General features: G+C 37.7%; 24 protein-coding genes, 1 pseudogene and 1 riboswitch. Of the genes and pseudogenes, 12 read left to right on the forward strand and 13 right to left on the reverse strand.

Annotated features, from left to right (window positions below; translation table 11 throughout):
- Nucleotides 1-44: 44 nt before the first annotated feature.
- The 3 genes from pruA (at nucleotide 45) to SPD53_RS12680 (ending at nucleotide 3,952) form a co-directional block, all read left to right on the forward strand.
- Nucleotides 45-1,592, forward strand: a complete 1,548-nt coding sequence (gene pruA, locus SPD53_RS12670; RefSeq protein WP_336252781.1) for an L-glutamate gamma-semialdehyde dehydrogenase — start codon at nucleotides 45-47, stop codon at nucleotides 1,590-1,592.
- A 58-nt stretch (nucleotides 1,593-1,650) separates the two neighbouring features.
- A complete protein-coding gene (locus tag SPD53_RS12675) occupies nucleotides 1,651-2,853 on the forward strand; it encodes an ornithine--oxo-acid transaminase (RefSeq protein ID WP_188858285.1) in 1,203 nt (400 codons plus the stop codon).
- 214 nt (nucleotides 2,854-3,067) lie between these two features.
- The gene (locus SPD53_RS12680; RefSeq protein WP_156857502.1) at nucleotides 3,068-3,952 is read left to right on the forward strand and encodes a LysR family transcriptional regulator; all 885 of its coding nucleotides are present in this window, start codon (nucleotides 3,068-3,070) and stop codon (nucleotides 3,950-3,952) included.
- Between the two features lie 137 nt (nucleotides 3,953-4,089).
- Here SPD53_RS12680 and SPD53_RS12685 read toward each other — a convergent pair whose 3' ends face one another.
- From SPD53_RS12685 to SPD53_RS12695, 3 genes are all read right to left on the reverse strand, one after another.
- The gene (locus SPD53_RS12685) at nucleotides 4,090-5,061 is read right to left on the reverse strand and encodes a C-terminal binding protein (protein ID WP_336252782.1); all 972 of its coding nucleotides are present in this window, start codon (nucleotides 5,059-5,061) and stop codon (nucleotides 4,090-4,092) included.
- Between the two features lie 35 nt (nucleotides 5,062-5,096).
- Entirely contained in the window at nucleotides 5,097-6,410 is a 1,314-nt protein-coding gene (locus SPD53_RS12690) for a YjiH family protein (RefSeq protein ID WP_336252783.1), read from the reverse strand.
- Between the two features lie 261 nt (nucleotides 6,411-6,671).
- The gene (locus tag SPD53_RS12695; protein WP_336252784.1) at nucleotides 6,672-7,988 is read right to left on the reverse strand and encodes an aspartate aminotransferase family protein; all 1,317 of its coding nucleotides are present in this window, start codon (nucleotides 7,986-7,988) and stop codon (nucleotides 6,672-6,674) included.
- 334 nt (nucleotides 7,989-8,322) lie between these two features.
- On the opposite strand from SPD53_RS12695, the gene rocF reads away from it, so the two are divergent.
- Nucleotides 8,323-9,246: an arginase gene (rocF, locus tag SPD53_RS12700; protein WP_336252785.1), complete on the forward strand. Its 924-nt coding sequence runs from the start codon at nucleotides 8,323-8,325 to the stop codon at nucleotides 9,244-9,246.
- A gap of 443 nt (nucleotides 9,247-9,689) precedes the next feature.
- Here rocF and SPD53_RS12705 read toward each other — a convergent pair whose 3' ends face one another.
- From SPD53_RS12705 to SPD53_RS12725, 5 genes are read right to left on the reverse strand one after another with little or no spacing between them, the layout of a single operon-like run.
- The gene (locus SPD53_RS12705; RefSeq protein WP_336252786.1) at nucleotides 9,690-10,367 is read right to left on the reverse strand and encodes a carboxymuconolactone decarboxylase family protein; all 678 of its coding nucleotides are present in this window, start codon (nucleotides 10,365-10,367) and stop codon (nucleotides 9,690-9,692) included.
- A 56-nt stretch (nucleotides 10,368-10,423) separates the two neighbouring features.
- Nucleotides 10,424-12,127 (reverse strand): acetate--CoA ligase, encoded by a 1,704-nt coding sequence (acsA, locus tag SPD53_RS12710; RefSeq protein ID WP_336252787.1) that lies wholly within the window; start codon nucleotides 12,125-12,127, stop codon nucleotides 10,424-10,426.
- A gap of 15 nt (nucleotides 12,128-12,142) precedes the next feature.
- Nucleotides 12,143-12,844: an ABC transporter ATP-binding protein gene (locus SPD53_RS12715; RefSeq protein WP_336252788.1), complete on the reverse strand. Its 702-nt coding sequence runs from the start codon at nucleotides 12,842-12,844 to the stop codon at nucleotides 12,143-12,145.
- A 13-nt stretch (nucleotides 12,845-12,857) separates the two neighbouring features.
- Nucleotides 12,858-13,700, reverse strand: a complete 843-nt coding sequence (locus SPD53_RS12720; protein ID WP_336252789.1) for an ABC transporter permease — start codon at nucleotides 13,698-13,700, stop codon at nucleotides 12,858-12,860.
- A gap of 16 nt (nucleotides 13,701-13,716) precedes the next feature.
- Nucleotides 13,717-14,700 carry an aliphatic sulfonate ABC transporter substrate-binding protein gene (locus tag SPD53_RS12725; protein WP_336252790.1) on the reverse strand — a complete coding sequence of 328 codons (984 nt, stop codon included), beginning with the start codon at nucleotides 14,698-14,700 and terminating at the stop codon, nucleotides 13,717-13,719.
- A 166-nt stretch (nucleotides 14,701-14,866) separates the two neighbouring features.
- Nucleotides 14,867-14,978, reverse strand: a riboswitch (SAM riboswitch).
- 263 nt (nucleotides 14,979-15,241) lie between these two features.
- Here SPD53_RS12725 and SPD53_RS12730 point away from each other — a divergent pair.
- Nucleotides 15,242-16,264, forward strand: coding sequence for an AI-2E family transporter (locus SPD53_RS12730; RefSeq protein ID WP_156857972.1), 1,023 nt, complete (start codon nucleotides 15,242-15,244; stop codon nucleotides 16,262-16,264).
- A 257-nt stretch (nucleotides 16,265-16,521) separates the two neighbouring features.
- Nucleotides 16,522-16,584: pseudogene (gene rpsI / locus SPD53_RS12735) on the forward strand (30S ribosomal protein S9); the annotation flags it as partial.
- Between the two features lie 120 nt (nucleotides 16,585-16,704).
- On the opposite strand, the gene SPD53_RS12740 reads toward rpsI, so the two are convergent.
- The 5 genes from SPD53_RS12740 to SPD53_RS19865 all read right to left on the reverse strand — a co-directional run bounded on the left by SPD53_RS12740 (nucleotide 16,705) and on the right by SPD53_RS19865 (nucleotide 19,425).
- Nucleotides 16,705-17,937, reverse strand: a complete 1,233-nt coding sequence (locus SPD53_RS12740) for a tyrosine-type recombinase/integrase (protein WP_336252791.1) — start codon at nucleotides 17,935-17,937, stop codon at nucleotides 16,705-16,707.
- 86 nt (nucleotides 17,938-18,023) lie between these two features.
- Nucleotides 18,024-18,296: a helix-turn-helix transcriptional regulator gene (locus SPD53_RS12745; RefSeq protein WP_156857974.1), complete on the reverse strand. Its 273-nt coding sequence runs from the start codon at nucleotides 18,294-18,296 to the stop codon at nucleotides 18,024-18,026.
- A 467-nt stretch (nucleotides 18,297-18,763) separates the two neighbouring features.
- Nucleotides 18,764-19,018, reverse strand: a complete 255-nt coding sequence (locus SPD53_RS12750) for a helix-turn-helix domain-containing protein (RefSeq protein WP_156857975.1) — start codon at nucleotides 19,016-19,018, stop codon at nucleotides 18,764-18,766.
- A complete protein-coding gene (locus SPD53_RS19860) occupies nucleotides 19,002-19,226 on the reverse strand; it encodes an RNA polymerase sigma factor (protein WP_442946176.1) in 225 nt (74 codons plus the stop codon). The genes SPD53_RS12750 and SPD53_RS19860 overlap by 17 nt, the downstream gene beginning before the upstream one ends.
- Nucleotides 19,189-19,425 carry a hypothetical protein gene (locus tag SPD53_RS19865; protein ID WP_442946177.1) on the reverse strand — a complete coding sequence of 79 codons (237 nt, stop codon included), beginning with the start codon at nucleotides 19,423-19,425 and terminating at the stop codon, nucleotides 19,189-19,191. Before SPD53_RS19865 ends, SPD53_RS19860 begins: the two co-directional genes overlap by 38 nt.
- A gap of 288 nt (nucleotides 19,426-19,713) precedes the next feature.
- On the opposite strand from SPD53_RS19865, the gene SPD53_RS12760 reads away from it, so the two are divergent.
- The 6 genes from SPD53_RS12760 to SPD53_RS12785 all read left to right on the forward strand — a co-directional run bounded on the left by SPD53_RS12760 (nucleotide 19,714) and on the right by SPD53_RS12785 (nucleotide 24,092).
- On the forward strand, nucleotides 19,714-20,490 hold the full coding sequence (locus SPD53_RS12760) for a hypothetical protein (protein ID WP_336252792.1): 777 nt from the start codon (nucleotides 19,714-19,716) through the stop codon (nucleotides 20,488-20,490).
- A gap of 3 nt (nucleotides 20,491-20,493) precedes the next feature.
- Complete coding sequence (locus SPD53_RS12765; protein WP_156857977.1) at nucleotides 20,494-20,874, forward strand: GntR family transcriptional regulator; 381 nt, start codon at nucleotides 20,494-20,496, stop codon at nucleotides 20,872-20,874.
- The gene (locus tag SPD53_RS12770) at nucleotides 20,871-21,560 is read left to right on the forward strand and encodes an ABC transporter ATP-binding protein (RefSeq protein WP_336252793.1); all 690 of its coding nucleotides are present in this window, start codon (nucleotides 20,871-20,873) and stop codon (nucleotides 21,558-21,560) included. Before SPD53_RS12765 ends, SPD53_RS12770 begins: the two co-directional genes overlap by 4 nt.
- A gap of 132 nt (nucleotides 21,561-21,692) precedes the next feature.
- Complete coding sequence (locus SPD53_RS12775; RefSeq protein ID WP_156857979.1) at nucleotides 21,693-22,601, forward strand: ABC transporter ATP-binding protein; 909 nt, start codon at nucleotides 21,693-21,695, stop codon at nucleotides 22,599-22,601.
- Nucleotides 22,601-23,341: an ABC transporter permease gene (locus SPD53_RS12780; protein WP_336252794.1), complete on the forward strand. Its 741-nt coding sequence runs from the start codon at nucleotides 22,601-22,603 to the stop codon at nucleotides 23,339-23,341. Before SPD53_RS12775 ends, SPD53_RS12780 begins: the two co-directional genes overlap by 1 nt.
- 13 nt (nucleotides 23,342-23,354) lie before the next feature.
- Entirely contained in the window at nucleotides 23,355-24,092 is a 738-nt protein-coding gene (locus SPD53_RS12785) for an ABC transporter permease (protein ID WP_156857981.1), read from the forward strand.
- Nucleotides 24,093-24,095: the final 3 nt, after the last annotated feature.

The following is a 24,095-nucleotide window of genomic DNA, read 5'->3' on the forward strand; positions in this document are numbered from 1 at the left end:
CTATTTATACAAGCAAGCGAAATTTTATAAGGAGAGTGGATTCTATGTTAACACCGTATAAGCACGAACCATTTACAGACTTCTCAATAGAGAGCAATCGCAAAAGATTGGAATCTGAGTTAGAAAAAATTGAAAGAAAACTCGGGGGAACTTATGACCTCTTAATAGATGGAGAAAAAGTACTTACTGAAGAAAAGATCACTTCTATTAATCCGGGGAAAAAAGAAGAAATAATTGGATACGTTGCCAAGGCGAATCAGGAACATGCTGAAAAAGCTGTGCAAGCAGCGAATCAAGCTTTCCAAACTTGGAGATATACGAATGCAATTGACCGGGCGAATATTTTAATACGGACTGCAGCAATTATCCGTCGCAGAAAGAGTGAATTTACAGCTTTACTGATTAAAGAGGCTGGAAAACCATGGAACGAAGCCGATGCTGATATTGCAGAGGGTATTGACTTTATGGAGTATTATGCCCGACAAATGATTGAATTAGATAAAGGAAAAGAAATAAATAGTAGACCAGGGGAATACAATCGGTACCTCTATACCCCTTCAGGCGTTGCAGTGACCATTCCGCCATGGAACTTTGCTTTTGCCATTATGGTAGGTACAACGGTAGCACCACTTGTTACAGGCAATACAGTCATACTTAAACCTGCAAGTGCAACCCCTGTAATTGCTGCAGAATTTGTAGATGTTTTATTGGAAGCAGGCATACCAGATGGCGTCATCAACTTCCTACCAGGCAGTGGTTCAGAAGTTGGAGATTATCTTGTGGATCATCCAAAAACAGCGCTAATAACCTTTACAGGTTCACGTGAAGTTGGAACTCGCTTATATGAACGTGCCGCAGCGGTTAATGAGAACCAATTTCACTTAAAACGTACAATTGTAGAGATGGGTGGAAAAGATACAGTTGTAGTCGATAATGAAGCAGACATTGATATTGCTGTCGACGCCATTGTAACTTCTGCATTTGGATTTTCAGGGCAAAAGTGCTCTGCTGGATCTCGCGCAGTCGTTCATGAAGATGTCTATGATGAAGTACTAGAAAGGGTAGTAAAACGCACGAAAGAGCTAACTGTTGGTGAAACTACCACACCCGACGTTAATATGGGACCTGTTATCGATCAAGCTGCCTTCAACAAGATTATGAATTATATCGAAATCGGTAAAGCAGAAGGCAAACTAATGACTGGTGGCGAGGGGGAAGACTCCAAAGGTTATTTTATTCAGCCAACCATTTTTGCTAATTTAGATGTAGAAGCACGTATCATGCAGGAGGAAATCTTTGGCCCTGTTGTTGCATTTGCAAAGGCAAAAGACTTTGATCATGCACTGGAAATTGCCAATAACTCTGAATATGGATTAACAGGAGCGGTAATTACAAATAATCGTGAAAAAATAAATAAAGCTTCTAGAGAATTTCATGTCGGTAATTTATACTTCAACCGTAATTGTACGGGGGCAATTGTTGGTTACCACCCGTTTGGCGGATTTAAAATGTCTGGTACGGATTCAAAAGCGGGAGGTCCAGATTATTTGGCACTCCATATGTTAGCGAAAACAATTTCTGAATCATACTAACATAGAACAGTGCAAGGAGCATCATAGCTCCTTGCACTACTCTAAAGGAGGAGTACGGATGACTTTAACGCAAACAACCGAAGAAATTATTGAATTAACCGAGCATTATGGTGCACATAACTATCATCCACTACCGATTGTAATTTCGGAAGCAGAAGGGGTCTGGGTAAAGGACCCGGAAGGCAATAAATACATGGACATGCTTAGTGCTTATTCAGCAGTCAACCAAGGACATCGGCACCCCAAAATTATTAAAGCACTTAAAGAGCAAGCCGATAAAGTAACTTTGACATCCCGCGCTTTTCATAATGATTTGCTAGGTCCCTTGACAAAACGAATTTCAAAATTAACTGGTAAAGATAAAGTATTACCAATGAATACAGGAGTAGAAGCAGTAGAAACTGCGATAAAAGCTGCTCGCCGATGGGCTTATGAAATAAAAGGAGTAGAGGATAATCAGGCAGAGATCATTGCTGCAAAAGGGAACTTTCACGGACGAACAATAAATGCAGTTTCTTTATCTAATGATCCTACTGCAAGAAAGAATTACGGCCCATTTATCCCCAATATTAAGCGAGTAGACTTCGGTGACATAGATGCTGTCAAGCGTTCGATTACAGAAAATACTGCTGCTATTATTGTAGAGCCTATTCAAGGGGAAGCCGGAATCATCATTCCCCCCGAAGGCTATCTCAAAGGAATTCGTGAAATATGTACGGAGAATAATGTGTTATTCATTGCCGATGAGGTGCAAACAGGCTTGGCACGCACTGGAAAAATGTTTGCATGTGACTGGGAAGATGTTGTACCAGATATCTATGTATTGGGTAAGGCCCTTGGAGGTGGAGTATTTCCAGTATCCGCTATCGCTGCGGATAAAGAAATAATGGATGTCTTTACACCTGGATCACACGGTTCGACTTTCGGTGGAAATCCACTAGCATGTGCAGTTTCTTTAGCTGCCCTTGATGTAATAGAAAAAGAGGATCTTGTGACAAGATCACTGGAGCTTGGTGAATACTTCGAAAAAGAATTGCGTAAAATGAACATCCCCGAACTGAAAGCAATTCGAGCTCGCGGACTATTCATCGGTCTAGAGTTCAATCATCCGGTTCGCGGTTATTGTGAGAAACTAAAAGAAGAAGGCGTCTTATGTAAAGAAACGCACGAAAACACAATCCGACTTGCACCACCATTAACGATAAAACATGATGAACTTGACTGGGCTATTGAAAAAATTAATAACGTATTATCATCATAAAAATAGATAATCTATCATCCTATTTGTACAATCGCTGTATCTTTATCAGGCTTGAACGGCGATTGTATTTTTTTATCTTATCCATTTAACTGCTATAAAGCTTTATTTTATAATCTTCTCTGCTGCTAATAACAATCTAAAGTGGTATATTATAGGGTATTAAAGTTAGAAGAATCAGTAATATTTTTCTGTTTGTTATGGAAGGAGCGATAAAATGGAAATTAGAAATCTAAAGACATTTCAAGTTGTAGCGGAAAAATTAAACTTAACGGAAGCTGCAAAGGAATTGAAATACACCCAACCTACTGTAACTTTACATATCCAAGCTTTAGAAGAAAGATTAAACCATAAACTTTTCACCCGAATTGGTAAAGAGACCTTTTTAACGGCCGCTGGTAAGAAGTTTAAGGTACATGTAGATCATTTACTTGCATATATAGAAGACATCGAAAGAGACATGCAGAAACTGCACCGCCCTGATGGAACTCTTACGATTGCAGCATCTGAATACTATTGTACGCGCTATCTTGCATTAATAATAAAGGCTTACTCCGAGATGTATCCAAATGTTCGTTTAAACCTTCTCCCACTAAATAGTCACCACGCTCTTGCATGCGCTAGAAACCATGTTGCTGATATCGCCATAGTGGCAGGTAACGATGGAGGAGCTGATTTAAATAAGATTATTTTAGATGAAGAGCATGTGGTATTAGTCGCTTCCTCTGAGATTAGTCAGGGAAAAAATGTAGATGAAATTTTTTCTGATTACCCATTTATTTCTTATGATGACGATTGTAGTTTTAGTGAAATTGCTAGTAATTACTTTAAAGAAACGGGTCTCAAACCCGAATCAACCATTATTTGTGGAGGTAGTGATGAAACAATAAAGCGAATTGTTTTAAATGGGACAGGCTCCGCTGTATTAGGAGAGAATATAGTCAAAGAAGAATTAGAGGATGGTTCTCTTATCGTTTTAGAAAGGATTGCTGATCTTGTCACCACTTCATCTATTTATTTAAAGGTTCGTTCGGAAGAGCCAAATATTCAAACATTTAATGAGCTATTACAAAGCGCTTGGCCACTAGCTACTCATCATTAGAATTTAACTAAGCCAGTTATATCTAAACTAATGCAAAAAAACATCAATTAACCCACATCAAATGAATATGTGGGTTAATTAATCCTTACAAATTAAAAATATAACATGCTAGTATACTTCAATTTTTTAGCAAAATATTATACATACACTCCATTTACAATCTGAGCCTTTTTATAGTTCCCTTCAAAGAAGTTTTTTACATTTGTTGCACTTTCAATTGAAGCCTCCCGAATCGCTTCTTGGGAATAAAATGCAATGTGGGGAGTAAGAATTATATTTTCATACTCCATAAACGCATGGGTGTGCAAATCAGGGTTTTCTTCAGTTAATACATCTGCAGCATAATATTGCATTTTCCCAGAATCAATGGCACGTACAATTGCAGACTCATCAATCAATTGTCCCCTTGCTGAGTTAATAAAGATAACTTGGTCTTTCATTTTTGCGATACTTTGATCATTAATGATTTGATATGTATCATTATTTACCGGCAGATGAATACTTAAAATATCTGACTCGGCCAGCACTTCGTCAAAAGAAACTAGATCCACATGATACCTTTCCTTCACTTCACGTTTATCAATAAACGGATCATACGCAATTACTTTTGACCCGAATGGCTTCAATCTTTCGACTACCAACCTAGGAATATTACCAAACCCTAATAGACCTATCGTTTGTTCCTCCAGTCTTCTTGTATTTGGAAATGTGTCAAACTTCCATACTTTTTCTTTTTTAACTTGATGATGAAATGAACTAATTCTACGATTAAGCATCAATATCATAGCCATCGTATAATCAGCAACCTCTTTAATGCAGTATTTTGAAACATGGGATACGGCAATGTTTTTAGATTTTGCATAGTCTATATCTGCATAATTGAATCCTATCGTACCGAATGCAATAAGCTTTAGACTAGGTAATGCATCTATTACCCGCTTTGTAAATGGTTCATATTCACAAATGACAGCATCTGCATCTTTGCAGTTTTTAATCAAATCATCTTCCGTATAAGATGGAATTTCTTTAATTTCAATCTGGTCACCAAAGATTTCTTTCTCGATTCCGAGTGCACCCGGAAAGTCAAAGGTACGTACTACTTTAAACATAAAATTGCCTCCGTTATAGACTTAATTTTTAAAGTCTAGTAAATAATATGTGCAATGATCGCAATAATCGGCATGGAAATGATTGTTCTTTGAATAAAGATAATTAATAAATCCCAGAAATTCGCCGGCATTTTTGAAATGATTATTAAAGTTGCCATTTCTGTTAAATAAATAATTTGAACTAATGATAAAGCTCCAATAAAGAATCGTGTTATTTCAGTTTCTATTCCTGAAGCTAACACTGCAGGAATAAACATATCAATAAATCCAGTGATCGTAGCAGGCGCCGCAGCTTGCGCCTCAGGGATTCGAAGGAACTCTAGCACATAAACCATTGGCTGAGAAATAATAGTGAAGAAGGATGTATATTCTGCAATAATCAATGCAATCGTTCCAATTGCCATCACTTGAGGTATCAAGACAAATGAAATATCTACAAAAACTTCATATCCCTGCTTCAATTGTGTCTTTAATGAACCAGACTTTTCCGCACGTTTTACAGCTTGTTCCAACGCCCAAGCAAATTTGCTTTTGTTTTTAGGTACTACTTCTGTATAATGATTCTCAACATGAAACGTATCAGGGATTCTGGATACCGGTGGAATTCTAGGGATGATCATTGCACAAATAATCCCTGCAATAAATATCGTTAAATAAAATATCGGAAATATGTGGTCTACTTCCAGCATTCTTGCAATAACAAGACAAAATGGTAAGGATACCGTTGAAAAGTTTGTAGCAATGGCTACTGCTTCTCTCCCAGTATAAAATCCTGTATTATATTGCTCCCGTGTTAGTACCACGCCAACGTTAACATTTCCGATCCACGACGCTAATAAATCAATAGCCGATCTTCCAGGCAGGGTAAACAACGGTCTAATAACACCTCGTAAAAGTGTTCCTGTGAATTCCATAATCCCAAAATTAATCAGGTAAGGCATCAAGAATGAAGCTACTAAAAACCACATAATCAATGTGGTCAATAATCCCATCATTGTACCACCTGTACCATCAGAATACACCACACGAAGTCCAACTTGATAGTGTGTCATAATGACAGCTGCCATTCCAATGACTCTTATGACGAGCCAAAAGAACGATGTATTGAACATTGAAGATAACATTCTAGATGATGTAATAAACTTAGGCTTAAAGAAATAAGCTATGACTGACAGAACGGTTGAAAGGATAATTACTAATGTTATTACGAATGGAAGGAAACTTGAAAATAAATCAATAAAAAATTCAGTGATTACTCCAAGCGGAATATTAAAATTATTATCTGCATCTCTTACTGGCATTAAAAAAATAATGACACCGAATAATGAAGGAATGATAAACTTTAACAAACCAGATACTGAGACTGAGTATTCTTCAACTTCCTTCTTTTGCGCTCTCATAACAATCACTCTCCAATCTTAGATCACTCTAGACCATAAACCATACTTATATTCTGAATATCTATTTTCCAATTCTTAATAGGTCTTTCACCCTGAGATACCGCTTACATTTAAACGTACATCTAAACAATAAATCCTAATCACAGATTAGAACATCATGACTCACATGATGTTGCTGAGTAAGCACAAAAAGTTATTTTCCTAAGCTACTCAGTTATCTGCTCCCTTTAAATCCTGCTCATATTCAGCTACCGCTTCACCCAATATAGCAATTCCTTGATCTAAATGTTTTCTATCAATGGTTAGAGGTGGCATCATACGAATTACTTCCCCCTGATTACCACTCAAGTAAAGAATAACTCCCTTTTCAAGGCATTTTTCAAGTATGTTCATTAATCCTTCCCCATTCGGCTCGCCTGTGTCTGGGTGAACAATTTCAATTCCTATCATTAGTCCAATTCCTCTTACGCTACCAATGGCTGGATGGTTTTCTTTGAGGTTCTCTAATTTTTCCAACGCATACTCACCTAGGATTCTAGTATTTTCAATTAAATTTTCCTCTTTAAAAACATCAATCGTTGCACATGCCGCTGCACAAGCTACTGGATTCCCTCCAAATGTTGTACTATGACTCCCAACTTCCCATTGTTCCATTAATTCCCTTGAAGCCACCGTTGCACTTAATGGAAGTCCACTAGCAATTCCCTTTGCGATTGCCATGATATCTGGAGTAACACCGAATCTATTAGCTGCAAACCAGTCACCAGTTCTTCCAAACCCTGTTTGGATCTCATCAAAGATTAGTAAAATATTATACCTGTCACAAATCTCTCTAATCTTTTGCAACCAAGCTTTCGGAGGCACAACATATCCTCCTTCACCCAAGACAGGTTCTAAAATAACTGCTGCAACCTCACTAGGGTCAACTTGATGATTAAATAGTAATTCAAAGTCCTTTTCTACATGATCAGACCAGTACAGCTCCGGATCTTCTCCTTGTGGTGTTTCCGACACCTTTGCGTAAGGAAGCTGATAGGTCATATTCCCTCCAACTGGAAGATGCTTTCTATATTTGCTTTTAGAAGAGGTTAGACTCAATGCGCCCATCGTTCTTCCATGGAATCCTCCAAGAAACGAGACAACATAGGGCCTTTTCGTTACATGTCTTGCTAGCTTAAGTGCCCCTTCTATCGCCTCAGTGCCACTATTTCCGAAAAAGAAACAATCCAACGGTTTCGGTAAAATAGTTCTAAGCTTTTTAGCTAAGTTCAGGATAGACTCGTAATTGATAATACCAATTGGTCCATGTACTAGATGATCTACCTGATCTTTGATCGCAGCAACAACCTTTGGGTGTCTGTGACCTGTATTTTCTGTAGCAATACCAGCTGTTAAATCTAAATATTTGCGATCATCGATTCCAATATAATGCAAACCTTCAGACCTTTTAACAGGCAAATTTGGAAAGTCTTTGGCCATAGTAGGTGCTAGTAGACCTTCCTCATTTACTTTTTTCCAATCCATCATTTGAAGACATCTCCTATTTAATAAATTTTGAAATATTAAACATGATTCTTCCACAATGTCAAAAATCCGTCAAACACCATCCATAAGAAAATTTAATACTAACTAAATCCTTAATTTTTAATAAATTAACCTCAACAAATTTATAAAAATGCAAAAAGATAGTTTAAAAAGCAATCTTACCCATTATCTAAACGCTATTATCGTAATAATCCTAAATATCTATGAGATAATCATAGAGTAAAATAGTGCATATTTATTAACTTTCATTGTTAGATTGATTCATATCGCTTAAACAACTAAGATATTCTTAAGCTTTATTATGGGAGGTATTTTTATGGGTAAAAATATATCAATTTTAGGAGTTCCCATGGATTTGGGACAATCAAGAAGAGGGGTCAACATGGGACCTGATGCAATTCGTTATGCCGGTATTGTGGAACGACTGGAGAATATCGGTCATATAGTGGTCGACAATAGAAATATTACGGTTTGCAACAACGATATGGACAATTCAGCCTCAACAAACTTAAAAAACTTGGATGCAGTTCTTAAAACAAATACAGATTTACAGGAGGAAGTAGATAATATAATAAAAAACGAAGCATTTCCTTTAATTTTAGGAGGGGATCATAGTATAGCGATCGGAACATTAGCGGGATTAGCACAGAATTATTCTAATTTGGGTGTTATTTGGTTCGATGCCCATGGAGATTTGAATCTTCCAGAAACATCTCCCTCTGGCAATATTCATGGGATGCCACTTGCAGTTAGCTTAGGATATGGTCACCCTTCCATTGTTAATATCGGGAGTAAGGCTCCAAAGGTAAAACCTGAGAATGTAGTGATGATTGGAATACGCGATTTAGATGAGGGAGAAAAAGAGTTGATTAATCAAATTGGCCTGAAGGTATACACGATGCATGAAGTTGATAAACTTGGAATGAATCAAGTGATACTCGAAACAATGGACTATCTTAAAAATACAGATGGAATCCATTTATCTTTAGATTTAGACGGTTTAGATCCGCTTGATTGTCCCGGTGTAGGCACTCCAGTAAACGGTGGAATCAGTTATCGTGAAAGTCATCTTGCAATGGAAATGTTAGCGGATACAAATTTAATTACTTCCGCTGAATTTGTTGAGGTAAATCCTATTCTAGATGAAAGGAATAAAACAGCTGAAGTTGCAGTTGATCTTATAGGTTCTTTATTAGGTGAGAAAATCTTAAAAACATCTCCACCGAAAGCAACAGTTTAAATTAAAGTATCTTAGGAACGCAGCTATAAATCTATCTTCATGTATTAAGATATTTAATAGTTGTTCATTTAACTTTTGCAGTCTGAAATTGTAGGCTCTTCCCTGGTATAATTAATGGATGCAACAAGTAATTCCATTATTGCATCGGATGCACTTCCAATACCTTAATCAAGAGGGAAGAGCCATTTTCATTTTTCATTGTCCATTTGAACAAGTTTTGAATTCGTTCGGGTGATTAGGAGCGCTATTATCACTCGAACGGGCTTAGATTTAAGTTCGTTCAGACAATTAAAGGGGTTCTGATCAACCGAGCGAGATACATTTAAGTTCGTTCGGACGATAACATGATAAAATCAAAACCACATGGAATAGGGGGAGTATATTAGATTTTTTCACTTGATTCCATGCGGCTTTTCTATTGTTTTTTCTATAGACTTTTAATCTTAGCTATCATATGCATTTAACGCTTTCACACTATGCGCGATCGCCGAGCCCGCCTTTAATGCCGTTGCAACAAAAATCGACTCTGCTAGCTCTTCTTTCGTCACACCCGCTTTCTTGGCTCCCTTTGTATGGATAGCAATGCAATACGGGCAACCTGTCGTATGTGCAACAGCTACTGCGATGAGTTCCTTTTCTTTCACACTTAATATATTATCCTTGAGTGACAACGTATCAAAATCTACAAACGCTTTGAATATATCGTCATTTAGTGCAGAAAACTCTTTTAACCGGTTAAAATAAGATTGTTTATATAATTCTTCATCCTGGGTTTCATCGTAAGCATTCAGTGCATTTACACCATGAGCAATTGCGGATCCTGCTTTTAACGCTGTTGCAACGAGAACTGCTTCAGACAATTCTTCTTTCGTTACACCTTCAGTTTTACCTGCTTTTACATGGACCTCGATGCAATACGGACAACCTGTCGTATGTGCAACAGCAATCGCAATGAGTTCTTTCAACTTTCTAGATAACTTTCCTTCAGCCAATGCTGCCTTATCAAACTGCGCAAACGCTTTAAACGTATCTGGCGCCAGATCACCTAATTCACCAAGACGGTTGAAATATGATTTTTGGTACAATGCTTCCTGATTTGTAGCTACTGTTTCTTGACTCATGATAAGTTCCTCCTTGTTATTTTCATCTATTTAAATAAAATTACTTCTCAAATGAATTAAACTCCTACTTTTCCCAGCTCTTTCGCTTTTAACTCCCGGCGTAAAATTTTTCCGCTGATCGGTGTTTTCGGAAGCTCCTCCATAAATTCAATTTCTTTTGGTGCAGCATGTGCTGCAAGACCTTTACGGACGAATTGGCGCAATTCTTGTAGTAACGCTTCACTCGTCTCATAGCCACTCTTCAACACAATAAACGCCTTCACAATTTCTCCTCTGACCGCATCTGGCTTCCCGATAACACCAACTTCTGCGACTGCAGGATGTTCCATCAGCTTACTTTCCACTTCAAATGGACCGATTCGTTCACCGGAAGAATTAATCATATCGTCACTTCTCCCTTGGAAAAAGATATAACCATTATCATCCATCGTCGCCAAGTCACCTGACACATACCAGTTTTCAAACGGGAAGTACGTCTCATATTTCGCCGGGTCTTTCCAAACTTCGCGCATAATAGCAGGCCAATTTGCTTTCAGCGCTAAATGCCCTACTTCTCCAGGTAAAAGTTCTTTTCCATCCTCATCTAAGATCGCTGCTTCAATCCCTGGAAAAGGCTTGCCCATTGATCCTGGAACGATTCTTTCTGTCGGTAAATTGACAATAAGCTGTGCTCCCGTCTCTGTCATCCACCATGTATCATGGATACGTCTAGATAATGTTTTGATCCCCCAACGAATGACTTCTGGGTTTAATGGTTCACCGACACTTAAAATATGACGAATCTTAGATAAATCATAGTTTGTTAACTTCTCATTCCCTTTTGCCATCAACATTCTAAAAGCTGTCGGGGCACTATACCAAACCGTTACACCTGCTTTCTCTAAGACAGAATACCATTCATCCGCTTCAAATCTGCCACCATGAATGACAATCGTTGCCCGGTTTAAGAGCGGTGCAAATACCCCGTATACCGTTCCAGTCACCCAACCAGGATGAGCCGTACACCAGTAAACATCATCATCTTTTAAATCCAAAACCCATCTACCCGTGATGTATTGCTGGATCATTGCCCGGTGTGCATGGATAATACCTTTCGGGCGACCAGTCGAGCCACTCGTATAGTGAATATTAAGTCCGTGGTTTAAATCCACCCACTCGATAATGCCTTCTTCTGCTTGTGTCGCTCGTGCTTCAGCATAGAGAGAGATTTCATCACCTTCACATTGCTCGGGCTCTCCAGTAATCCAGACCGTCTGAAGGGAAGGCAACTCTTTCCGTGGAACACGCTTGATCAATTCCGGCGAAGCAATTAAGTAAGTACCTTCACAGTCCGCAATACGCTCTTTCACAGCATCTTCCATAAACGCTTCAAACAGTGGTCCGACAATCGCACCAAGCTTGATTACGGCAAGCATGGCGATATGACAATCAGGATGCTTTTCTAAAAAGACGAAGACGAAATCGCCTTTTTTTACCCCTTTATTTTTTAGAACCGTCGCCCAGAGATCCGATTGCTCTTTTAATTCACGGTAAGTCAATGTATTTTCTTCAGCTTCTCCGAAATAATGAAGTGCGATTTTTTCTCCATAACCATCAGCCACATGGCGATCCACACTCTCATATGCCATATTTACATTTCCAGTATCCGACCAACTAAAATGAGACTCGATTGCCTTCCAAGTGAAATCCTCCCTGACAGGCAGATCAGCTGCTATATTATAATTCCCTTCATATGAATCAATGACTTCTTCTTTCCCCATCGTTCGTTAGCCCCCTTATTCAATATGTAATACATCTAAAATTTCAGCTTTTTTTGCTGCTAAGTTTGAATTACCCCGGTCACGAGGCTTCGCTCCCACAACGGACAGCTCTCTTTCCAATGTCCCTGGCTGACCACCAAGAATCAATATCCGGTCACATAAGTACAATGCTTCATCAATATCATGTGTAACGATAATCATCGTTGTCGAGCGAATCTCTTGAATTTCTAACAATAAATCCTGCAATTGCATTTTGGTGAAAGCATCAAGTGCGCTAAATGGCTCGTCTAATAACAAAACACTAGGCTCTCCAATAAGTGCGCGGGCAATCGCCGTTCGTTGCGCCATTCCACCAGATAAATCTTTTGGAAAATGATTGCCAAATTCGGATAATCCGACTAGATTCAAATATTCCTGCACGTCAACACTTTTCGTATCTTTTACACCAAATAAGATATTTTCTTTCACGGTTAGCCAAGGCATTAATCTCGGTTCTTGGAAAATCATTCCGATTGGTTGCTCACCTAGACTCGCAAGCTCAATATCTCCCTTAAATCCTTCATCCAAACCAGATAACACCCGTAATAATGTACTTTTCCCACAACCACTCGTTCCCAGGATTCCAACCGTCTCGCCTTCCTGAATGGCAAATGATAGATTTTTAAATCCTGCCAGTCCGTTATTGAACGTTCTTGATGCGTTTTCTACTTTCAACATGATGATCCCTCCGTCAGAGCTGGTTTTGTAAGTTATCCTGCCATTTTAATGCACGGGCCTCTAATGTCTTCAATAGGAAATCCGTTGCTTTACCTAGTAGTGCGAATAATATAATGCTTGCAATGATCAGTTCAGGTGAATACGTATTTTGACCGACGACGAGCAAATATCCTAGTCCTTGGCTTGCTCCCATTAACTCGGAAGCAACAACGAACATCCAGCCTAATCCAACCCCGCTCCGTAACCCAACGAGGAAAGATGGGAGGGATGCTGGAAAAATAATGCGACGAACTGTTTGTAATGCTGTGAAATGGTGAATCTTCCCAACCTCAATTAACTTCCGGTCTACACCTTGAATTCCTGAAACGATATTCAAATAAATTGGGAAAAAGACACCAACTGCAATTAACATCACTTTAGAGGCCTCTCCAATTCCCATCCATAGGATAAATAGTGGCACCCACGCGAGCGACGGAATCGAACGAAACGCTTGGATTAATGGATCCATCAATTGTTCAAACCATTTAAAATAACCGACAACAGACCCGATGACAACTGCGGCAACCGTCCCAGCTAGAAAACCAACAGCCACACGATAGAAGGTGATCCCAACATGCCCCCAAAGTGTTCCTTCATTCGCTAGTTCAATGATTTTTTGTACAATTGTCGTTGGAGAGGGAAAGACATAAGCATCGAGCAAGCTGAAACGAACCGCCGCTTCCCAGATGATAAACAGAACAGCTGGGATAATGAGACCAAGCGCGAACCCCCTCACTTTCTTCCATTCTGAGTTGACCTTTATTGCTTTCTTTTCTTTTACTTCAAATATTTCATTTACCTCTGTTTTGACGGACATGCCTATTCCCCCTACTTCATTCGATTACATTTTTTGAATATTGTTCAACGATCAATTCTTCCACAAGTTCCTTAACATCAATATTTTCTTGAATGACACTTTCCGCTTGCAGTACTTCACCTGCTGCGTTAAGTGCTTCAATTTGCTTCTCTCCGGGAATCGGATCTGAAAAGTCATTCCGTTCCAAGCTCTTCTCAGCTATCTCTAAATCCATATCTGCTTCTCGTGCCAATATTTCCGCTGCCTCCTCTGGATTTTCGATGACCCATTCTCTCGCCTTTTCATAGACTTCAATTACTTTTTCTATAACCTCTGGATGCTGTTCTGCAAATTCGGATCGAACATTTAATGTTCCGTACGTATTTTTATCATGGTCCCGTAAAAATAAATTTGCTCCAGAATCTACTTCAACTTTTGCCATATGTGGATCTAACCCTGCCCATACATCGACTTGATCGGTTAAAAGAGCATTTGCACCATCAGCATGTTGTAAGTTCACAATTTCCAAATCCTGTGAGGAAAGTCCCGCTTCCTGCAACGAACGCAGCAAGAAAATGTACGGGTCTGTTCCTAATGTGGCAGCTACTTTCTTACCTTCCAGTTGTTCTACCGATTTAATGTCAGAATCAGCTGTTGCGACAAGTGCCGTCCATTCCGGCTTCGAATAAATATAAACGGACTCAATTGCCGATCCGTTTGATTTTGCAATTAATGCAGCTGCCCCAGCAGCCGAACCGAAATCTACACTACTCGAATTTAAAAACTCAAGTGCTTTATTACTCCCATGACTGAGCACCCATTCCACTTCTATCCCCTGCTCCTCAAACACTTCCTCCGCCCAACCAAATTCTTTCAATGCTAGACTTGTCGGGGAATAATATGCATAATCTAATACCACTTTATCTAATGTGTCCTTTCCTTCTCCCTGGGCAGAGTCACAAGCCGTTATAACGAGCGAAGCTCCAATCATTCCTGCGATAAAAGCAATCCACTTTCTCATGTCTAGTTCCTCCTAGGCTTATTTTTATATTGAATTTCAATTTAAGTTTTCCAAACTTTATTTTCCTTATAAGTATAGTCGGGTTTAAATGTGAACTTTCCACCTTTTCAAAGATTGCTTCATATAAAAAACCCCCTTCCTTAAGAAGAGGGTTTTAAAATTCCTCCTCTTATCTTTCAGATTCTTAAAAACTGTAGGATTTAGCACCTTTGCAGTTTGGCCAACTGCAGGTTGCCGGGTTTCGTCGGGCCTATTCCCTCCACCACTCTTAATAAGAGAGTATACATATGTAATTGTATTGAACAAATTATTTTAAAATTTAACCGATTGGAAACTATTCTAATCAAAAAGAATAAAATTGTCAACTTTTTTTTAAAGTTGTTTCAGCGGGACAGAGGGTCAGAGCATTTGTCCCAGGTTTAATATGATTGCAGGATTACTTAAGTTTTTATCTTGTATTTTTCCTGTTATAAGTGGATACTAAAGGATATAGGCAAAACTAGTTAACTTACTTCACATGGCATAAGAGAGGAAATATTATATGGAATCAATCGTCGACTTTTTTCGAAAAACCGGAGTAAAACGCATTATTATTTTTGGTTTAATCATTCTAATTCTTTACAGTGTAAGAAGTTTAATAAATATTATCCTCCTTACTTTTATTTTTTCATTTTTGATGAATGGGCTAGTTGAATTTACAATGAAACGGATCAAATTTAACCGATCGATTCTCGTGTTATTGCTATACTCCGTAATCGTCAGTTTATTAACAGTAGGAGCAGTAAAATACTTACCAATTATAACGATGGAAATCAGTCAAGTCATTGGGCAGATTTCAAATTTCTCCATCCAATCGTATAATAATCCAGTTTTTAGTTTTATAGAACCGATTATTTCAAGCGCTCAAATTACAAGCTACATAGAAAACGGCTTTTCATTTCTCTTAAAGTCGATTACAGATATTAGCACGGTAAGTGTACAGGTTTTAATCTCGTTAATACTTAGCTTATTCTTCCTGCTCGAAAAACCCCGCCTACTTGCATTTACGAGTAAGTTCAAAAAAAGTAAAGTTGCGCCATTTTACCTGGAGATCGAGTACTTCGGCAGTAAGTTTTCACGCACCTTTGGCAAAGTAATTGAAGCACAATTTATGATTGCCCTGATTAATACATTTCTTACGGTCATTGTATTAATCATTCTTGGATTCCCACAGATCTTTGGATTAGCGATTATGGTCTTTTTCTTAGGGCTTATCCCTGTTGCAGGTGTAATCATTTCACTTATCCCGCTATCTCTCATCGCCTATACAATCGGGGGCTTTTTAACCGTTATTTACTTGCTCATCGCAATTATGGTTATCCATGCAATTGAAGCGTATATTCTTAATCCGAAATTGATGTCTTCTAAAACAGACTTACCTGTATTTTATACATTTATTGTCTTGATCTTTTCCCAGCATTTCTTTGGTGTCTGGGGGTTAATTATCGGAATACCGGTGTTTGTATTCTTGCTGGATATATTGGATGTAACGAATATAGATACAAAAGAGCAAAAAACAACGTGAGGCTTTTATTAGACACACGTTGTTTTTTTATGTTTATTAATTTTGTAAGGAAGATTTTAACCGCTCTATTTTTTAGTATACATAATCCTTTTCTAAATGAATGATACAAAATTACAATAAATTCTAACTTTTTTGGAATAATTGGCTTCTGATACTTATTGTACAAAAGACTGAAGTTTAGAAAAGATGATAGAAATTAAACTCCTTATAGTTCATGCTAATAACTGCCTTTGTGTCAGTCATGAAAGCCTGTATATAAGGAACGTAAGAAATACGGTCTTAAGGGCGCGCGTAGAGCTCCACAATTTTCAAAACGTTAGGGATACTGTTATATCAACGTTTATGGCACTTCTCATATATTTGGGAAGTGCTTTTTTATATAAATTGGGTACGAAAATGGGTACTCCTAGTTTTTGTAAACACTATTCCATTTTATCTAATCATTCATTTTGTACATCTTTTAATCGTTGTTCAAACTTCCGATATGCGGATAAATCCACTATATTTGGTGTATTTACATAGACTTGTGTTGTTTTTGCATCAGAATGTGTTAAAGCACGTGAAATTTCTTCCATAGAAGCACCGCCTTCATAAGCTAGGGTACTAAAGGTATGTCTCAATTTATGAGGTGTTACATGAGAAAGTTCTTTGTGACGACGCTTTACAGCATTGACGCGATAGTTTAAATAATCAATATGAACAGGTACATTAATATCGCCTTTCGAATTAGTGTAGGTGAATAGAAATTGTTCTTCGGTTTGTTTGATTCCAACTTTCAGTAATTCTTTTGCTTGTTCCTTTTTCCACTTTGATAGTAGGTTAACTAAGGAAACAGGTAACTGGAACTTTGTATTTTTTCGCCCTTTTGTAGCAGTTATTTTTCCGTCTTTTGTTTTATTTTGAACAAGTAAAATAGTTCCTTTTTCTAATTCGATATGTTTCCATTGCAACGCATAACTTTCACTTTTTCTATCACCAAGATTCAAAGTTAGGGTAAATAGTACATAATCTTGCAAAGTTAAATATCCTTTATCTTTATCTTCTTGAACAGCTTTTACCCAAGCAAGTAATTCCTCTGCGGAAAGAGATTCTCCGTTCAATTCTCTTTCTGCTTTTAATCGTTGTTTTAAAGGGTCACCAACATAACCAATGATTCGGGCAATACGATTATACTCAATATAGTTTAATAACTCTGCAATATCGAAAAGTTGATTGACATAGCTTTTGATAATTTTGATATTTGCATAAGTTTGTGATTTTGCATTTAATTGTCTTAATACAAAATCATTATTCGTATTGAGCTCTAATAAAGAGTACTCACCAAACATCGGAAGGATATGCAATCGAAATACATCTTTTGTATTTTTAACAGTTTGAGAAGAAGGGACTTGTCGAGTTTTTCCACTAGAACCGTTACAATACATATCTATCCAAATTTGCTTGTAAAAGTCTTTAAATTTTATTGTTCCTTTTTGTTCGAGAGCACGCCCGTGTTTTTCTTTTTTTACTTGTTCAATCTTCTTTTTAATTTCCTTTTCTGCTTCTTGTGCTTCTGCTTTAGTAGAATAGGTTTTTCTAAATCGTTGTGTCGTTACTCCTAAAATTTTCCGAACCTCTTTTGGATAAAACACCTCAACTTTGTAACTCCCACTACTCATTTCTTTAATAGCCATACATTTTTCCTACTTTCTTGAAGTGAATCAGAACGTAAGAAAGACTACACCCTGATTATAACGCATATTTTTCAGAAAGTGTCGATTCATGCATGTTTCGCCAACCATTCATTCATTGCCTGTTTATCAAAAAGTAGTGTTCGATTAATCATAATTCTTGGAAATCCTTGCTCAATCCACTTATCCAAAGTATTATTCGATATTCCTAGATATTCACAAGCTTCCTTTTTTCTAAGGTATCTCTTTTCTAGTGCAGAGTCTTTTCTAGCTTGGGATATAGCATTTGATATAGTCGAATAAATGTTTTGTTGCAGTGTGTTAAGTTGTTCGTCGGTTAATACAATATTAATCGTACTCATGATAACACTTCCTTAATATAACAAACTATTGTTCTTCAAATGTTATTTCCTTTTTGAAGGAGTACCATATTCATAAATCAGAATCTACGCTGTATAATGGTATGTTCGTATAAAAACTGAAAAAAATCAGACGGCTGTTGGTACAGCTCCACGGGAATTTCACCCCTGCAAGTATTTCTTCCAGCCCTACTCATGGCTTGCGACGCTTCAAACGCTCGAACCATGACGATAGGGGAGTATCATTATCCTAACTGATGGGTTATCGCCAGCAATCCACCACGATTGCCTTAGACTCATAGATTATCGCCTCGTTTCTAACGAAAGTCATGGCGTATGAATCAGATGGCTCGCCATCAGTTGAATGTATCTGATTTTTTAGTTTATACTGCACAGCGTTATCTTCCGTGCTTTCTTTGTCAAAGAACAAATATATGATTAATGAAAGGGAAAACCTAACCATTCTGTATTCAAATTTTGAAAGCTAAAACAGATTGCATAAGCTTCGCTCGTAAGCGTTCACGTATATCTTCATCGATGCCCCAATAAGTGTTTCCTTGTTCATCACGGAGCTTACGCATGGATAGGCTTGTCATATAGCTTCCATAATGCAAAACAACTACTTTCATTGCTTCTGGCTCACCCTTATTTGCAGCTAAAATAATTGGGTACGGCAATAAACCTCGCTCGTTGTTTTCAACATTAGAATTAATCACTCCATTCATCTGCATGTTCCTCCAAAAATCGTTTTAACCTTTTGAAAGAGCTTGTCCGCCTATACTGAACGGTACTACGTGGAATATTGAGTATTTCAGCTATTTCTACATCTGATTTGTTAAAAAAATAATATAGTAGGACAGTGATACGCTTTCCTTTTGGCAAAGTATGCAGCGCTTCAGCAAGTAATTTCGGAGTGATTTTCTTTCCAGCCACTTGAAAACTTTGCCCTTCTTCTCCAGGTATAGAGTTGATTTTCTTCTTGTGGTGTAAGGTCAGAAAATGTCATCTCCTTTGTTAGACGTTGTTGTTGCCTTTCGTTATAAATATTAATAGCTTCATTCTTCAAGACACGTTTACAAAAGGCGTTAAATGCACAGCGAACTTGCCACTCGGTACGATCTGGTTCTATCATGCATGTCCTCTCCCTTCGCAACTGCAAAGGTGGGTGATGATTTCCCCTTTCATAACCTTCAACAAACTTTTTTCTAAAATGCCGAAAAAAAGAACTATTTTTTTGAAAAAATTTGTAAAAAGGCGAAAAATCCACCGATTAGAACGAGATAAATTTATTTTTATGAAATTATTAGGCTTACACACAATTATCTTTTACTTTTTTTAAAATCCCTCTTGACGGGTACCTATGAATTAGTGTACTATTTAACTATAACACTAGCACAAAGAAACCACAGGAGGAATTAAAATGACCGCTTGGTTTGATTTAACGAAAAAAGAATTTCACCTAGGACTTCCAGCGTTTATATTCTCACTGATTGCCTTGATTGGAATTTTCACAATTAGTATTATGTTTGGCCTTTCAACTAATCTCATGTGGGAAATGTTAACAATAGGAGCGTTTGTAGCAGTTGCTCTTCATGTTTTTTATTTAGCTTATTACCTGCTTTACAGCTTGAGCGTAGAACGTAAACGAATGCATTTATGGCTTCATAATCCGTTGCCAATCGAGTCAATCCTATTAGCGAAGCTCATTTCTGGTCTAGTCTATATGCTCATTACTCTTATCACTGCAGTTATCGTGCTATGGCAGGCTTATAGAAATAGTGCATTGACTATCAATTTAAATGAATGGCTAACTACCGCTATATCGTCTGTCATTGCCTTACTATTAACTGCGTTGTTATTGGGATGTACTTATTTGTTTTTCTGGACAATCTTTATGGTATTGAGCAAAACATATAATGATTTTTTCAGTTTTGTGTTAGCATTCTTTTTGTTTCTCGCCGCTGCTTCACTTCTCAATATAATTGGTGATTTATCTTTCTTAACCGATTGGGGTGTGATAAACAGCGACAGTGTACTTTCAGGTTTTGAGTTAAACATTTCAAACGAAAATTACCATTATGAAATCGAACATTTATCAACCATCTTTTATATTGGTCATTTTGTAAGGGATCTTGTATTGGCTGTCCTACTTTTTGCTGGCAGTAGTTGGATTCTTGACCGTAAAGTTGAGGTGTAATTTATGACTGATCTATTCCATTCTGGAGAGCCGATTTATTTACAGTTAGCTGAACGTATTAAACGGCAAATCTGCCGTGGTGAGTTACACCTTGGAGAAAAGCTTCCATCAATACGTGATATGGGAATAGCTGTAAACGTGAATCCAAATACAGTACAGCGAACATACAGAGAATTAGAGTGGTTGAAAATCGTGGAGTCCAAGCGCGGGCAAGGAACCTTTGTTACAGATGATGAACAAGTTCTTCAAGCGATTAGAGAACAAATGAAAAAAGAAGAAATCTCTCATTTTGTGCAAGGAATGCGGGAAATGGGGTATTCTGACGACGAAATTCAAGCAGGAATCGAATCTTATTTAGCAGAGAAAGGAGCGCCTGAGCAATGATCTCATTTCAACAAGTAACAAAAAAATATCGGCAAAAAGTAGCATTAGATAAAGTGAACTTAAAGCTAACAAAGGGAAAAATTATCGGATTGGTTGGTGAAAATGGAAGTGGAAAATCTACGATGCTGAAGTTAATCGCTGGTCTGACTTACCCGACAAAAGGGGAAGTGCTTATTAATGAAAAAACCGTAAATCGCCGTTCAGCCTCTATTGTTTCATATTTATCAGAGCTAGATGAGTACTACAGGTTTTATAACGTGGAAAAGACCATTGAGTTTTATGCTAGTCAATTTTCCGATTTTGACCTTAAAAAGGCCAATGAAATTTTAACCTTTATGAAGCTCAATCCGGAAAGTAAACTGAAAGAACTCTCAAAAGGAAATCGAGGAAGGCTAAAAATTGTACTTTCTCTTGCACGAAATGCCCCTATTATCATAATGGATGAACCACTTTCAGGTCTTGATCCAATGGTACGTCAATCCATTGTCAAAGGGTTGCTTTCCTTTGTTGATTTAAAAAAACAGCTCGTTCTAATTACTACTCATGAGATCCAAGATTTAGAAAACATCTTAGATGAAGTGATTGCAATAAAGGATGGAACAATCATCGGTCACCATAATGTAGAGCAACTGCGAGAAGAACAAAACCTCGGAATCGTTGAATGGATGACAACTATTTATGAGTAAGACATTTTCTTTAGGGAGAATCGCTATCTGCCAATAGGAATCTGCTTAGTTAATACGGTAGGTTTTTAAATGATAAATGGCAATTGTTCTGACCATATATAAGTTTTTTATGTAATAAGGAGGAAAAAATTAATGGATATCATTAAAACAAATCGGTTGACGAGAAAATACGGGAAGCAATACGCAGTAAACAATATCAATTTAAACGTAAAAGAAGGATCGATTTATGGATTCTTAGGACCGAATGGAGCTGGGAAAAGTACTACTATTCGTATGCTTCTTGGTCTGATTAAACCGTCAACGGGAAGTGTGCAAATATTAGGGAAAGATTTAAGAAAACATCGAATGGAGATTTTGAGTCAAGTCGGGTCGTTAGTAGAAGCACCTTCGTATTATGGTCATTTAACAGGATATGAAAATTTGGAAGCTGCCCGACGATTACTAGGAGCACCAAAAAGTCGCATCACGGAGGTTTTAAACATCGTTCGATTGAACAAAGCAGCAGATAAAAAAGTCAAAAACTATTCATTGGGAATGAAACAACGCCTAGGGATTGCAACTGCTTTACTGAACAAACCGAAGCTTCTTATATTGGATGAACCTACAAACGGACTTGATCCAGCAGGGATCCAGGAAATACGGGAACTGATTAAGGCGATGCCAAAACATGACAACATGACGGTCATCATTTCAAGTCATTTACTAAGTGAAATTGAACAAATGGCTGATCAAGTGGGCATCATTAATAAAGGTGAGTTAATTTTTCAGGACTCCATCGATGTGCTAAAAGAGAAAAGTAAACCTAAATTACACATCGGCGTCAATCGTGCGGACCAAGCCTTTACGTTTCTGAAAGAACAAGGATATGATGCTAAACTTACCGATACGAGAGTTATCATGGAAGACGCAGACCCTGTATTTGCAGAGAAAATCAATTATACTCTGCTTTCCGAAGGTTTTCGGGTAAACAGATTGGAAGAAGTGAAACAATCCTTAGAAGATATATTTATCGAACTAACAGGGGTGGGTGAATCTGTATGATGAGCAAGGTGGTAAGTTCAGAAATAGTAAAATACAAGCGAACATGGCTTTGGATTCTTCCGTTGATCATACCATTCATTATTGTACTGGCAAATGGTTTGAATATATTTTTACGCTATGACACGATTGTTCAACAAGCCGCTAAGGATGGAATGACCATGTGGGACCCAATATGGATATTTAGTTTTTTTCTTATACTTCTAGCCGTTCCACTAGAAGTAACACTAATCACATCCATCATTGCAAATATAGAACATCAGGGGAACAGCTGGAAGTCTATTTTCTCCATGCCTGTTTCACGATTTCAGATATACGTTAACAAATTTGCTTGGTCAACGGTTCTAACGATTATTTCGGGATTCATTTTAATGATAGGAATTATCATCTTAGGTATGATGGTTGGAAATGACACCTTTCCTTGGACGCAAATTTTAGGTTTTTCCCTTTTTCCATTTTTGACTGCTGTTCCACTGATTGCTTTGCAGTTATGGCTAGCGCTTACCTTTCAAAACCAAGCAATACCGATTACGATTGGTTCCCTTGGAATTTTACTAACCATTCTTGGGGGACAGTTACCATTAGGAAAATGGTTACCCTGGACATTTTATGTCCAAGTATTGCCATCGCCTAACCAGGAATCGGTTGGATTACCGTGGGACATTGTTGGCACGAGTTTTATCATAGGTTTATTGCTTCTTTTCGTTGGGTTTATTCATTTTAGAAAAAAAGAATTTGCATAAGGAGGGAAAATAGATGTTCTCCAATCTTTTTTCAGTCGAACTTTTAAAAACAAAACGATCGGTTCTTTGGATTATTGCTCTTCTCATTCCAAGCTTAGCAACCTTTCTAGGAGTCGGAAATTTACTTGTTAACGCAAGAGAGTTTATCGAACCAGACGCTAATTTATGGGTTGACGCGTGGTCACAGGTTGTCATTTTTTACGGAATGATCTTTCTCCCTATTCTTGTTGGTATTTATGCTTCTACCATCTGCAGGGTTGATCATTTAAATGGAGGATGGAAGCAAGTGTTAAGCTTTCCTATTTCTCACGTAAAGCTTTACTTTGCTAAATTACTTACTTTATATTTACTGTTGGCAGTCACTCAGATTTCCTTAGTTATTCAATATGTTGCCATCGGTCACCTCTTTGATCTCTCGGGAACGTTTATATTAAAAGATTTTATCATCTATGGTCTATTTGGCTGGCTTGCTTCTCTACCGCTTGCTTCGTTACAGCTATGGTTAGCCTTTAACTGGAAAAGCTTCGCGCTTCCACTTACTGTTAACATTGGGTTGACAATCCCTGTCTTAATGGTAAGTCAGACTCCATATGGCTTTTTCTATCCATGGGCTCAGCCATCTATGATGATGTCACCAGCTTATGAGGCGTTCCGACCACCAATTGAACAATTGCTTATCATATTTAGCGTATTGCTTGTTCTTTTTACTGTTTTAGGGTTGCTTCACTTTAGGAGAAAAGAATTCAGTTAGTCC

This window comes from Oceanobacillus sp. MO10714A (assembly GCF_037072045.1).
In the GTDB taxonomy this organism is placed as follows: Bacteria; Bacillota; Bacilli; order Bacillales; family Amphibacillaceae; genus Oceanobacillus; species Oceanobacillus indicireducens.

Bases quoted from the DNA above. Each gene is read 5' to 3' on its own strand.
- pruA (WP_336252781.1), top strand. From the start codon at position 45: ATGTTAACACCGTATAAGCACGAACCATTTACAGACTTCTCAATAGAG.
- SPD53_RS12675 (WP_188858285.1), top strand. From the start codon at position 1,651: ATGACTTTAACGCAAACAACCGAAGAAATTATTGAATTAACCGAGCAT.
- SPD53_RS12680 (WP_156857502.1), top strand. From the start codon at position 3,068: ATGGAAATTAGAAATCTAAAGACATTTCAAGTTGTAGCGGAAAAATTA.
- SPD53_RS12685 (WP_336252782.1), bottom strand. From the start codon at position 5,061: ATGTTTAAAGTAGTACGTACCTTTGACTTTCCGGGTGCACTCGGAATC.
- SPD53_RS12695 (WP_336252784.1), bottom strand. From the start codon at position 7,988: ATGATGGATTGGAAAAAAGTAAATGAGGAAGGTCTACTAGCACCTACT.
- rocF (WP_336252785.1), top strand. From the start codon at position 8,323: ATGGGTAAAAATATATCAATTTTAGGAGTTCCCATGGATTTGGGACAA.
- SPD53_RS12705 (WP_336252786.1), bottom strand. From the start codon at position 10,367: ATGAGTCAAGAAACAGTAGCTACAAATCAGGAAGCATTGTACCAAAAA.
- acsA (WP_336252787.1), bottom strand. From the start codon at position 12,127: ATGGGGAAAGAAGAAGTCATTGATTCATATGAAGGGAATTATAATATA.
- SPD53_RS12715 (WP_336252788.1), bottom strand. From the start codon at position 12,844: ATGTTGAAAGTAGAAAACGCATCAAGAACGTTCAATAACGGACTGGCA.
- SPD53_RS12720 (WP_336252789.1), bottom strand. From the start codon at position 13,700: ATGTCCGTCAAAACAGAGGTAAATGAAATATTTGAAGTAAAAGAAAAG.
- SPD53_RS12725 (WP_336252790.1), bottom strand. From the start codon at position 14,700: ATGAGAAAGTGGATTGCTTTTATCGCAGGAATGATTGGAGCTTCGCTC.
- SPD53_RS12730 (WP_156857972.1), top strand. From the start codon at position 15,242: ATGGAATCAATCGTCGACTTTTTTCGAAAAACCGGAGTAAAACGCATT.
- SPD53_RS12740 (WP_336252791.1), bottom strand. From the start codon at position 17,937: ATGGCTATTAAAGAAATGAGTAGTGGGAGTTACAAAGTTGAGGTGTTT.
- SPD53_RS12745 (WP_156857974.1), bottom strand. From the start codon at position 18,296: ATGAGTACGATTAATATTGTATTAACCGACGAACAACTTAACACACTG.
- SPD53_RS12750 (WP_156857975.1), bottom strand. From the start codon at position 19,018: ATGAATGGAGTGATTAATTCTAATGTTGAAAACAACGAGCGAGGTTTA.
- SPD53_RS19865 (WP_442946177.1), bottom strand. From the start codon at position 19,425: ATGATAGAACCAGATCGTACCGAGTGGCAAGTTCGCTGTGCATTTAAC.
- SPD53_RS12760 (WP_336252792.1), top strand. From the start codon at position 19,714: ATGACCGCTTGGTTTGATTTAACGAAAAAAGAATTTCACCTAGGACTT.
- SPD53_RS12765 (WP_156857977.1), top strand. From the start codon at position 20,494: ATGACTGATCTATTCCATTCTGGAGAGCCGATTTATTTACAGTTAGCT.
- SPD53_RS12770 (WP_336252793.1), top strand. From the start codon at position 20,871: ATGATCTCATTTCAACAAGTAACAAAAAAATATCGGCAAAAAGTAGCA.
- SPD53_RS12775 (WP_156857979.1), top strand. From the start codon at position 21,693: ATGGATATCATTAAAACAAATCGGTTGACGAGAAAATACGGGAAGCAA.
- SPD53_RS12780 (WP_336252794.1), top strand. From the start codon at position 22,601: ATGAGCAAGGTGGTAAGTTCAGAAATAGTAAAATACAAGCGAACATGG.
- SPD53_RS12785 (WP_156857981.1), top strand. From the start codon at position 23,355: ATGTTCTCCAATCTTTTTTCAGTCGAACTTTTAAAAACAAAACGATCG.